The 10,666-nt window shown below is 67.1% G+C and carries 11 protein-coding genes and 1 tRNA gene; 11 read left to right on the forward strand and 1 reads right to left on the reverse strand.

From position 1 onward, the window contains the following. Nucleotides 1–50 precede the first annotated feature (50 nt). The 9 genes from ACOAMO_RS09300 (at nt 51) to ACOAMO_RS09340 (ending at nt 8,107) form a co-directional block, all read left to right on the forward strand. A complete protein-coding gene (locus ACOAMO_RS09300) occupies nt 51–497 on the forward strand; it encodes an FAS1-like dehydratase domain-containing protein (RefSeq protein WP_420174521.1) in 447 nt (148 codons plus the stop codon). Continuing rightward, on the forward strand, nt 494–910 hold the full coding sequence (locus ACOAMO_RS09305) for a MaoC/PaaZ C-terminal domain-containing protein (RefSeq protein WP_420174522.1): 417 nt from the start codon (nt 494–496) through the stop codon (nt 908–910). Before ACOAMO_RS09300 ends, ACOAMO_RS09305 begins: the two co-directional genes overlap by 4 nt. A 2-nt stretch (nt 911–912) precedes the next feature. Beyond that, the gene (locus ACOAMO_RS09310) at nt 913–2,094 is read left to right on the forward strand and encodes a UDP-N-acetylmuramate dehydrogenase (RefSeq protein WP_420177003.1); all 1,182 of its coding nucleotides are present in this window, start codon (nt 913–915) and stop codon (nt 2,092–2,094) included. A 121-nt stretch (nt 2,095–2,215) separates the two neighbouring features. Beyond that, nucleotides 2,216–2,288: transfer RNA gene (locus ACOAMO_RS09315), tRNA-Trp, on the forward strand. Between the two features lie 109 nt (nt 2,289–2,397). Further along, a complete protein-coding gene (gene secE, locus ACOAMO_RS09320; protein WP_420174523.1) occupies nt 2,398–3,093 on the forward strand; it encodes a preprotein translocase subunit SecE in 696 nt (231 codons plus the stop codon). Between the two features lie 19 nt (nt 3,094–3,112). Then, nucleotides 3,113–3,955 carry a transcription termination/antitermination protein NusG gene (nusG, locus tag ACOAMO_RS09325; RefSeq protein ID WP_420177004.1) on the forward strand — a complete coding sequence of 281 codons (843 nt, stop codon included), beginning with the start codon at nt 3,113–3,115 and terminating at the stop codon, nt 3,953–3,955. A gap of 94 nt (nt 3,956–4,049) precedes the next feature. After that, entirely contained in the window at nt 4,050–4,478 is a 429-nt protein-coding gene (gene rplK / locus ACOAMO_RS09330; RefSeq protein ID WP_420174524.1) for a 50S ribosomal protein L11, read from the forward strand. A 118-nt stretch (nt 4,479–4,596) separates the two neighbouring features. Next, nucleotides 4,597–5,301: a 50S ribosomal protein L1 gene (rplA, locus tag ACOAMO_RS09335; protein WP_420174525.1), complete on the forward strand. Its 705-nt coding sequence runs from the start codon at nt 4,597–4,599 to the stop codon at nt 5,299–5,301. Nucleotides 5,302–5,437: 136 nt separating this feature from the next. Next, a complete protein-coding gene (locus tag ACOAMO_RS09340; protein ID WP_420174526.1) occupies nt 5,438–8,107 on the forward strand; it encodes an MGH1-like glycoside hydrolase domain-containing protein in 2,670 nt (889 codons plus the stop codon). Nucleotides 8,108–8,178: 71 nt separating this feature from the next. Here ACOAMO_RS09340 and ACOAMO_RS09345 read toward each other — a convergent pair whose 3' ends face one another. After that, nucleotides 8,179–8,937: an NlpC/P60 family protein gene (locus ACOAMO_RS09345; RefSeq protein WP_420174527.1), complete on the reverse strand. Its 759-nt coding sequence runs from the start codon at nt 8,935–8,937 to the stop codon at nt 8,179–8,181. A gap of 567 nt (nt 8,938–9,504) precedes the next feature. Between ACOAMO_RS09345 and rplJ the strand changes: the two genes are divergently transcribed. Next, a complete protein-coding gene (gene rplJ, locus ACOAMO_RS09350) occupies nt 9,505–10,152 on the forward strand; it encodes a 50S ribosomal protein L10 (RefSeq protein WP_420174528.1) in 648 nt (215 codons plus the stop codon). A gap of 33 nt (nt 10,153–10,185) precedes the next feature. After that, complete coding sequence (gene rplL, locus ACOAMO_RS09355; RefSeq protein ID WP_420174529.1) at nt 10,186–10,584, forward strand: 50S ribosomal protein L7/L12; 399 nt, start codon at nt 10,186–10,188, stop codon at nt 10,582–10,584. Nucleotides 10,585–10,666: the final 82 nt, after the last annotated feature.

Here is a 10,666-nt window from a genome sequence, read left to right on the forward strand (position 1 = left end):
CGCTCGTGGCCTCACCCGGTCTTCGCGACGCTGCCGCTAGCCTTGGACCCATGCCGATCACCCCTGAACACATCGGGCGCAGCTACCCGCCCACGGCCCCCTACCGCGTGAGCCGCGCGAAGATCGCCGAGTTCGCGGCGGCGCTCGGCGGGCGTGAGGGCGGCGACGACAACCCGGCCTACGCGGGGGACGACGCCATCGCACCGCCCACCTTCGCCATCGTCATCGGCGCGCAGGCGTGGGACTGCCTCTTCGACGATCCGGAGCTGGACCTGGCGCTGATGCGAACCATGCATGCCGACCAGTCCTTCACCTTCCACCGGCCGATGCGCGACGGCGATGACGTGGTGGCCCAACTCACCATCGAGAAGGTCCGCAACCGGGGCAACACCGACATGGTGACCGTCGGTGTCGAGATGCGCACCGTCCAGGGCGAGGTCGTGTGCCACGCCACCAGCCAGTTGATCCACACCCGCCCCCAGGAGGACCAGGCATGACCTTCGATCCCAGCGCCGTTGCCGTGGGCGACCAACTGCCTGCCCTGGACGTGCACATCACCCGCGAGCGAGTGGTGCGCTACTCGGGCGCCTCCACCGACCTCAACCCGATCCACTTCAGTGATCGCCACGCCCAGCGCATCGGCCTGGACGGCGTGGTGGCCCACGGCATGTGGACCATGGGTACGGCGCTGCGCGTCGTGACCGACTGGTGCGAGGACCCCGCGCGTGTCAAGAGCTACTTCGTGCGCTTCACTCGTCCCATCCAGGTGCCCGACGACGACCAGGGGGCCGCGGTGCACTTCGCCGGGACGGTCCGTTCGATCGACGACGGCGTCGCCACCATTGCCCTGGAAGCCACCAGCGGCGACGACAAGGTGCTTGGTGCCGTGAAGGTGGAGGTGCAGCTGTGAGCCTGCCGATTGATCCCAGCGCCCTGGGCGGGCCCGCCCAAGGTGAGGACGCCGCCGCATGCGAGACCACCCACGTCGAGGGCACCATCAGCCCCGAGCCGCAGCCGCAGGATTCCTCCCTGCTCCTGGCCGACCACACCACGCTGCGGCTGGGTGGTCCGGCGCGACGCGTGGTGGTGGCCACCACCGAGGCGGAGCTCGTGGAGGCGGTACGCGCCGCAGACCAGGCCGGAGAGCCGCTGTTGGTGCTGTCTGGTGGTTCCAACCTCGTGATCGGTGACGAGGGCTTCGCGGGCACCGTGGTGAAGGTGGCCACCCGGGGCGTGTCCGCCGACGTCTCCGACTGCGGCGGGGCCGTGGTGACGGTGGCGGCCGGTGAGGTGTGGGACGACTTCGTCGCACACGCCATCCAGAACCAGTGGCGGGGGCTGGAGGCGCTGTCCGGTATTCCCGGTCTGGTCGGGTCCACCCCGATCCAGAATGTCGGTGCCTACGGCAGCGATGTCTCCCAGACGATCTACCGGGTGCGCACCTATGACCGCCAGACAGGGGAGTTGCGCACCTTCACCTCCGGGGAGTGCCAGTTCTCCTACCGCGACTCGATCTTCAAGCAGACCCGGATGCCCGATGGTGGGCCCACTGGGCGCTACGTCGTGCTCGATGTGACCTTCCAGATGTTGCTCGGCAACCTCAGCGCGCCGATCCGTTACCAGGAGCTCGCCAATCGGCTCGGGGTGGCCGTGGGGGAGCGCGCCGAGATGGAACAGGTGCGCCAGACCGTGCTCGGACTGCGCGCTGGCAAGGGCATGGTGCTCGACGAGGCCGACCACGACACCTGGAGTGCCGGCAGTTTCTTCACCAATCCGGTGCTGAGCGCGCAGCAGGCCGACGCGTTGCCCGAGGGGGCTCCTCGCTTCGACGCAGGGCCGGGACGCTTCAAGTCATCCGCGGCCTGGCTCATCGACCATGCCGGCTTCCACAAGGGCTTCGACGTGGGGGGCAAGGCCAGCCTGAGCACCAAGCACACCCTCGCCCTGACCAACCGTGGTGGGGCGAGCACGGCGGAACTCGTGGAACTCGCCACCACGGTGCGCGACGGGGTGCTGCGCGAGTTCGGCGTGGAGTTGGTGCCCGAGCCGGTCCTGGTGAACTGTGCCATCCCTGCTGCCGGGTCGCTCGCGTGATGCCGTAGGGTGGGTCAACGGTGCGGCTGTCGTCCGCGCTCGTGGGTGCCTCGCAGGTTCAGTTCGACTCTGGAGCCCAAAGGCCCTACACTTTTCATCTTGGTGGCGCACGCGTCACTGAAGGGCAATAGCTCAATTGGCAGAGCAGCGGTCTCCAAAACCGCAGGTTGGGGGTTCGAGTCCCTCTTGCCCTGCGAAGCAGGTCATGTGGCCTGCTGAACAGTCCGAAAGCTCGTGGGGGCGAGCACGTCGATCCGAGAAGGGTCTACCGAGCAAGCCGAGAGGCGAGAACGAAGGAACACAGTGACCGACGACAAGACGCGCAACTCTTTTGATGACGCGACGAGTGAGTCGGACCAGGGGCAGTTCCAGGACGTTCCCTCCGGCGAAGAGCTCGCCCAGCATCACGATTCCGCCGCTGCGGTGGATCCGGCAGATGTCACCGATCCCGAGGCCGAGGAGCTTCGTGGTGAGCCGGTGGAGGATCCCACTCCCGGTCACGCCGATCCCGAGGACATGGTGATCGACGACGAGGCCCAGCTGCGGGAGGCCGAGCGGGTTGCCGCCCAGGCGCGTTCCTCGCGCCCCGTGCGACGCAAGCGCAGCGAGGCCCCGGCCGGTGGCGAGTCCACCGGGTCGCAGGCCGGTGACGGGGCCGAGGCGGCCGCCCAGCCCGTGATTCCCCGTCCGGTTCGTCGCAAGCGTTCCACCGAGGAGGCGCCCGAAGAGGCCCCCGCCGAGGGCGGGGCGTCTGTTCGTCGCGTCGACCGGACGAAGGCGGCCTCGCAGAACAAGGCCGTCGCCGAGCGCAAGCGCACCACCCCCGCGGCTTTCGTGGGGCAGTCGGCCGGCGAGCTGCGCAAGGTCATCTGGCCCACGGGTGCCCAGCTCAGCCAGTACTTCGTCGTGGTTCTGCTGTTCGTCCTGTTCATCGTTGCCTATGTCGGACTTCTGGACCCCGCCTTCGGTTGGGTCATGCTGAAGTTCCTCGGCAAGTGACCCAGCCCAACCAACGGAGATTCACGTGACCAATCCTGAATTCGACGAGTCCGTCGACGAGACCCCCGAGGTCGAGATCGATCTTGGGCAGTTCGACGACGGCAACGAGACCGAGGCTCCCGAGCAGGAGTTGAACCTCGACTTCGGTGAGGACCTCGCCGACGAGGCCGACAAGATCGAGCTGAACTTCGGCGACGACGAGGACGAGGCCGAGGAGGAGTCGGCCGAGGACGACGCCGACGCCGATGCTGCGCTCGAGACCGCGCTGGAGGAACTGCGCGAGGAGCTGCGCGGCAAGTTCGGCGACTGGTACGTCATCCACACCTACTCCGGCATGGAGAACCGTGTGAAGCAGAACCTGGACGCCCGCGTCCAGACGCTGAACATGGAGGACTACATCTTCGAGACGATCGTTCCCACGGAACAGGCCGTCGAGATCCGCAACGGTGCCCGCAAGACGGTCACCCGCACCGTGCTGCCCGGCTACGTGCTGGTGCGCATGGACCTGACCGACGAGTCGTGGGGCACCGTGCGCCACACCCCGTCGGTGACCGGGTTCGTGGGCAACGGCCAGACGCCGGTTCCGCTGAGCCTGGACGAGGTGGAGCGTATGCTCACCCCGTCGGTGGCCGCGCGGGTGGCAGCCGAGCAGGTGACCCCGACTCCGCGCACCCGCAAGAAGGTGGAGGTCGTCGACTTCGCGGTTGGCGACTCCGTCCAGGTGGTCGACGGCCCGTTCGCGGGCGTCCATGCCACCATCACCGAGATCAACGTGAACAGCCAGCGCCTGAAGGCCCTCGTCGAGATCTTGGGTCGCGAGACCCCGGTCGACCTGACCTTCCCGCAGATCGCTCGTATCTGACGGCGGTTCACGTCGGGTCGAGCCGCCAGTTCGGCCCACAGCACCACCCGTGGCGACGCATCCCGTGTCGCCCAGCCAAGAAAAGGACCCAAACATGCCTCCCAAGAAGAAGGTAGCGGCGCTCGTCAAGGTCGCCCTGCAGGCGGGTGCAGCCACTCCCGCACCGCCGGTCGGTACCGCCCTCGGCCCGCACGGCGTCAACATCATGGAGTTCTGCAAGGCGTACAACGCCAAGACGGAATCCCAGCGTGGAAACATCGTCCCCGTCGAGATCACCATCTACGAGGACCGCACCTTCACCTTCATCACGAAGACCCCGCCGGCCGCCGAGCTGATCAAGAAGGCCGCCGGTCTGAGCAAGGGCTCCGCCGCTCCGCACAAGGACAAGGTGGGCAAGCTCACCGCTGACCAGGTGCGCGAGATCGCCACGACCAAGCTGCCTGACCTCAACGCGAATGACGTCGAGCAGGCCATGAAGATCGTCGCCGGCACCGCCCGTTCGATGGGCGTCACCGTCGAGTGATGCTCCTGCCGCCCCACAGCGGGTGGCATTCCCCTGGGAGGGCCGGCGCGGCCCATACCAGAACCTGGTGGATCAGCCCACGAGGCTGACTGCAACACGAAAGTTAGGAACCAGATCAATGAAGCGCAGCAAGGCCTACCGGGCCGCAGCAGAAAAGCGTGACGAGAACGAGCTCTACTCCCCGGAGAAGGCTCTGGAGATCGTCAAGGCCGGCGTCTCGGCCAAGTTCGACGAGACCGTTGACGTCGCCATGCGTCTCGGCGTCGACCCCCGCAAGGCGGACCAGATGGTCCGCGGCACGGTCAACCTCCCGCACGGCACCGGCAAGACGGCAAGGGTCCTTGTCTTCGCCAATGGCGCCAATGCCGAAGCGGCCATCGCCGCCGGCGCGGACGAGGTTGGCTCGGACGAGCTGATCGAGAAGGTGGCTGGCGGCTACCTCGACTTCGACGCCGTCGTTGCCACCCCCGACCTGATGGGCAAGGTCGGTCGCCTGGGCCGCGTCCTGGGCCCCCGTGGCCTGATGCCGAACCCCAAGACCGGCACCGTGACCATGGACGTCGCCAAGGCCGTCAGCGACATCAAGGGAGGCAAGATCGAGTTCCGCGTGGACCGTCACGCCAACCTGCACTTCCTGATCGGCAAGGCCTCCTTCTCGCAGCAGCAGATCGTGGAGAACTACTTCGCCGCCCTGGATGAGATCCTGCGTCTGAAGCCGAGCTCCTCGAAGGGCCGCTACATCAAGAAGATCTCCGTGTCTTCGACGATGGGCCCGGGCGTCGCCATCGATCCCAGCAAGGTGAAGCCCTCCGAAGAGGCCTGAGCAAGACCCTGAACAGTGAGAACTCCCCGTCAGCCCGGCTGGTGGGGAGTTCCCGCATTGTCATGCTCTTTCCACCGGTGGCGAAACCCCGGGCGCAGGCTTGGAACCGCCCGCAGTTGGCTGGTTGCGTGGAGGCATGCGCGAAGCCGTGGCGAAGACCGCCGAAGGAAGACGACTGGCCCACTCTGCAAGCCAAGATGCTGCCTGGCGGCGGTGGGGGCCCTACGTGTCCGCGCGCCAGTGGGGCACCGTCCGGGAGGACTACTCCGCCGATGGTGCCGCGTGGGCCGACTTCCCCTTCGACCAGGCCCACACCCGCGCCTTCCGGTGGGGTGAGGATGGCCTGGCGGGCATCTGTGACCGCTACGGCTTCCTCAACCTGGCGGTTGCGTTGTGGAATGGTCGCGACGACCGGCTCAAGGAGCGACTCTTCGGGCTGACCGGTCCGGAGGGCAACCACGGCGAGGACGTCAAGGAGTACTACTGGGCGTTGGACGCCACGCCCACCCATTCGTGGGCGCAGTGGCTCTACCGCTATCCGCAGGCCGCCTTCCCGTACCAGCAGTTGCGCGATGCCAATCGCGAGCGCGGCTACGAGGTGGACGAGTACGAGCTGGCCGACACGGGTGTGCTGGACCAGAACCGCTTCTTCGACCTGACCGTCACCCACGCGAAGGTGGACTCGGGAGATCTGTGCATCGTCTACGAGGCCACCAACCACGGCCCGGAGGCGGCCGCGCTGCATCTGGTCCCGCAGTTGTGGTTCCGCAACACCTGGTCCTGGGGACGCGACCGTCGTCGGGCATCGATGCAGCAGAAGCAGACCAGCCAGCAGCAGGACTTCGTGCGGGTCAGCGCCGAGCATGCCTGGCTCAACGAGTACACGCTGGCCGCGGAGGGCGAACCGCGGGTGTTGTGGTGTGACAACGAGACCGACGAGGTCGCCTCCTTCGGGGCCGCGCACAACAGCCACCCCCATCCGAAGAGCGCGGTGGACCGCGCCATCGTGCACGGCGACGATTCGCTGCTCAGCCCGGACCCGAATGGCACCAAGGTCGCCTTCGACTACTTCTTCGACGCTGTCCAGCCCGGCCAGACGGTGCGAGTGCGGCTGCGGCTCAGCGCTGGCGACGGGCCGCACCAGCCCTTCGACGAGGGCTTCGAGCAGGCCTTGGCGCAGCGACGTGCCGAGGCCGACGAGTTCTATGCCGCCGTCATCCCGTCCGAGGTCGATGACGTGGACCGGCTGGTCGCACGCCGTGCCTTCGCCGGACTGAACTGGGGCAAGCAGCTCTACCGCTACTCGGTGCGTGAATGGCTGGAGGGCGATCCCACCGGGCCGCAACCTCCGGCCGAGCGTCGCGCGCCTGAGCCGCTCGGGCGCAACACGGCTTGGCAGCACCTGGACCTGGCCGACGTGATCTCCATGCCCGACGACTGGGAGTACCCATGGTTCGCCTCCTGGGACCTGGCCTTCCACGCCGTGGCGCTGGCCCACGTCGATCCGGCCTTCGCCAAGCAGCAGCTCCTGCTGATCTGCCGGGAGTGGTCGCAGCACCCGGACGGCCAGCTGCCGGCCTATGAGTGGAGCTTCTCCGACGTCAATCCGCCGGTACACGCTTGGGCGGCATGGCTCGTCTACCAGGCCGACGGGGCCGATGACACCGACTTCCTGACCCGCATCATGACCAAGTTGCTGCTCAACTTCGGGTGGTGGGTCAACCGCAAGGACGAGGCCGGCAATGAGCTCTTCGAGGGTGGCTTCCTGGGGATGGACAACATCTCCGTCTTCGATCGCTCCGGCCAGCTGCCAGACGGGTGGCGCCTGGAACAGTCGGATGCCACCAGTTGGATCGCCTTCTTCTGTCTGCGCATGCTGCGCATCGCCGAGGAATTGGCGCTGACCAGCCCGGCGTGGGGCGACGTGGCGACCACCTTCATGGAGCGCTTCCTGTCCATCTCACGGGCCGTGGAGAACTTCGGCGGCGAGGGGCGGAGCCTGTGGGATGAGCAGGACGGCTTCTTCTACGACATCCTGGTGGGCGACGACGGTGCGGTCGATCCGGTTCGGGTGCGCTCCCTGGTGGGCCTGGTGCCCTTGCTGGCGGTCTCGAATACCCCCGCGGGGCTGGCCTCCAAGGTTCCCGACCTGGAGGAGCGGCGGGTCTGGTTGGTGCGCAACCGGCCGGATCTGTCCCGCTATCTGCTCACCGAGGCCGGCGAGGACGGCCAGGAGGGGAGCATGAGCCTCTCGCTCGTGGACCGGGACCGCTACCCGCGGATCCTGGGCCGCCTCTTCGACGAAGGGGAGTTCCTGTCCGACTTCGGCATCCGCTCACTGAGCGCGGCCTACCGGGAGGGACGTCAGCTGGATCTGACCGGTCAGCGGATGCACATGCAGTACGTCCCGGGTTACTCCGCGGACGGCATGTTCGGGGGCAACTCCAATTGGCGCGGGCCCATCTGGTTCCCGCTGAACGCCCTGCTCGTCGATGCCCTGCGCACCCGTGCACAGGGCGTGGGTGGTGACTTCGAGGTGGAGTTCCCGACCGGATCGGGGCAGCGGATGGGGCTTGCCGAGGCCGCAGACCGGATCGAGCAGCGACTGCTGGACCTGTTCCGCCCCGGACCCGACGGGCGTCGCCCCGGAGCGCAGCGCGACCAGCCCTCGGGAGAACTGTGGGACTGCCACCCGGTCTTCAGCGAATACTTCAACGGCGACGACGGCACCGGCCTGGGCGCCAGCCACCAGACCGGCTGGACCGCGATGGCGGCACACATGATCTGCACACGACGGGAGTCATGAACGCCGTCGGGCCCGGTCCTTCGAGAGGACCGGGCCCGACGGGCGATGTTCAGCGGCTGCCGCTGGCAGGATCAGGCAGGACGCACGGCGCTGTAAAAGCGCATGGTGCTCATCTTGACCTTCTTGACGTTCTGGCCGGTGCGGGGGGCGTGGATCACGTAGCCGTTGCCGGCGTAGATGCCCACATGGCCGCCACCGTAGAAGCCGACGATGTCACCGGGCTTCAGGTTGCTCTTGCTGACGCGCTTGAGGCCACCCAGCTGGGCGTAGCTGGTGCGCGGGATGCTCTTGCCAGCCGACTTCCAGGCGGCACCGGTGAGGCCGGAGCAGTCGTAGCTGCTGGGGCCGGTGGCGCCGTAGCGGTAGGGCTTGCCGATCTGCGCGGCGGCGAAGTTCACGGCGCGCTGGCCCTTGTTGGACGAGACGGTCTTGACGCTGCTGGTGACGCTGCGCTTGGCGGTGGAACCACGCTTGTGGCCGAAGCCCTTCTGCAGCGCACGCAGGGTGTAGGCGTCCAAGGTGCGGGTGACCGGGATGCGACGCGAGGTCTGGAAGTTGGTCAGCGCGGTGCGGGTCTGGGTGCCGAAGTAGCCGGTGGTCGAGACCTTGAAGCCAACCTGGTTCAGCGCGAGCTGCAGGCTCTTCACCTGGCTGCTGCGCTTGCCGAAGGACAGCGGGCCGTTGATCTTCTTGGCGTGGCTCATCGAGCAGTGGACGTTGGCGGTACGGCCGCACACGGCTGCCTCGGCCGGAGCTGCGGTGGCGAAGGTGCTGACGCCAACGGCCGCGGAAGCGGCGAACACAGCGGCGGTCTTGCGGAGCGTGGACATGGTCCCCCTTGGTAGGTGTACGGCCAGTGGATGTCGGCCAGGTCAAGCAGTGTGGCGCCGGATGCCGGGCGGCCGATCGGCGTTCGTGGTGCCACCCCTCGGGGCGACCTGAGAGAGACTACGTCCCTGAGCGTTCTTCACCAACTCTCAGGTTCGATTAAGGATCAGCCGAGCGCGGAATCGCGGATGGTGAAATGTGGGGAAGCTCCTAGCCACCCCCGCCTTGCCCGGGGCGGGGGAGAGTGGATTGTGAATTTCCTCACACTGGACCGCGGGCTGTTGGCGGGCGGCTCGATTTTGCGTCCGGGGCAGTCATGCGTATTGTTGGCCGAGCCGAAGACCGCTGGTAGAGATTTAATGCAGTCCGCAAGGACGGCGCCCGCGCAGGTGAACGCAGTACGATTCCCAGGCCAGATGACATGTTCGTCATGTGTCCAGCCTGGAAGCCGCCCCGCGCCACCTGAGCGACGGGGCTTTTTTGATGCTCCGGATCCCCACCTTGGTCGAGGCACAGGCGAGCTGCTCCTCGAGCGGCTCGCGGACTACAGGAAGTGGGAAGGAGACCCAATGGCGAGGCCAGACAAGGCAGCTGCGGTCGACGAGCTGAAGCAGAGCTTCACGAACGCCGATGCAGCCGTGCTGACCGAGTACCGCGGACTCACCGTCGGCAACCTGCAGGAACTGCGCAGGGCGCTCGGTGAGGACGCCAACTACGCCGTTGCGAAGAACACCCTGACCACGATCGCGGCCAAGGAAGCCGGCATTGAGGGGCTCGACGAGCAGCTCACCGGACCCACCGCCATCGCTTTCATCAACGGTGACATCGCCACCGTTGCGAAGGGTCTGCGCGACTTCGCAAAGGCTAACCCCCTCCTGGTCATCAAGGGCGGTGTGATGGACGGAAAGGTCCTGAACGCCGACGAGGTCAAGAAGCTTGCCGATCTCGAGTCGCGTGAGGTCCTCCTCGCAAAGCTCGCGGGCGCCATGAAGGCCGCCCCGCAGCAGGCTGTCTCGCTGTTCGCCGCTCCGCTCGCCCAGGCCGCTCGCGCCCTGGGTGCCCTGGAGACCAAGGCTCAGGGAGACCCCTCGATCATCGCTGGTGCCGGTCAGGCACCCGCGGCTGACCAGGAAGCCGCCGAGGCCACCTCGGAGGCACCCGCCGCTGATGCGGCAGAGGCAGCTGAGGCTGCTGACAACACCGACGCGGCCAACTGACGCTGCATCAGACAGAAATACGAAAGGACCATCATGGCCAAGCTCAGCACCGAAGAGCTCCTTGACGCTTTCAAGGAGATGACCCTGATCGAGCTCTCCGAGTTCGTGAAGCAGTTCGAGGAGACCTTCGAGGTCACCGCCGCTGCTCCGGTTGCCGTTGCCGCCGCTCCCGCGGCCGGTGGCGCTGCCGGTGGCGACGCCGCCGCTGCCGACGAGGGCTCGGACGAGGTTTCCGTCATCCTCGACGCCGCTGGCGACAAGAAGATCCAGGTCATCAAGGAGGTGCGCGCCCTGACCTCCCTCGGCCTGAAGGAGGCCAAGGACCTCGTCGAGGGCGCCCCGAAGCCCGTTCTGGAGAACGTGGACAAGGACACCGCCGCCAAGGCCAAGGAGCAGCTCGAGGCTGCCGGCGCCACCGTCACCGTCAAGTGACACCTGGTGCCTGATCTGCGCCTGGCCCACTGAGGTCATCGCGCACAAGCACGCGAACCGGGGTGGTTGGAATTGCTTCCAA

This window comes from Luteococcus struthionis (assembly GCF_048595755.1).
GTDB lineage: Bacteria > Actinomycetota > Actinomycetes > Propionibacteriales > Propionibacteriaceae > Luteococcus.

What these genes read in the sequence shown, in the direction of transcription:
- ACOAMO_RS09300 (WP_420174521.1), top strand. Translation starts at nt 51, where the DNA reads ATGCCGATCACCCCTGAACACATCGGGCGCAGCTACCCGCCCACGGCC.
- ACOAMO_RS09305 (WP_420174522.1), top strand. Translation starts at nt 494, where the DNA reads ATGACCTTCGATCCCAGCGCCGTTGCCGTGGGCGACCAACTGCCTGCC.
- rplK (WP_420174524.1), top strand. Translation starts at nt 4,050, where the DNA reads ATGCCTCCCAAGAAGAAGGTAGCGGCGCTCGTCAAGGTCGCCCTGCAG.
- rplA (WP_420174525.1), top strand. Translation starts at nt 4,597, where the DNA reads ATGAAGCGCAGCAAGGCCTACCGGGCCGCAGCAGAAAAGCGTGACGAG.
- ACOAMO_RS09340 (WP_420174526.1), top strand. Translation starts at nt 5,438, where the DNA reads ATGCGCGAAGCCGTGGCGAAGACCGCCGAAGGAAGACGACTGGCCCAC.
- ACOAMO_RS09345 (WP_420174527.1), bottom strand. Translation starts at nt 8,937, where the DNA reads ATGTCCACGCTCCGCAAGACCGCCGCTGTGTTCGCCGCTTCCGCGGCC.
- rplJ (WP_420174528.1), top strand. Translation starts at nt 9,505, where the DNA reads ATGGCGAGGCCAGACAAGGCAGCTGCGGTCGACGAGCTGAAGCAGAGC.
- rplL (WP_420174529.1), top strand. Translation starts at nt 10,186, where the DNA reads ATGGCCAAGCTCAGCACCGAAGAGCTCCTTGACGCTTTCAAGGAGATG.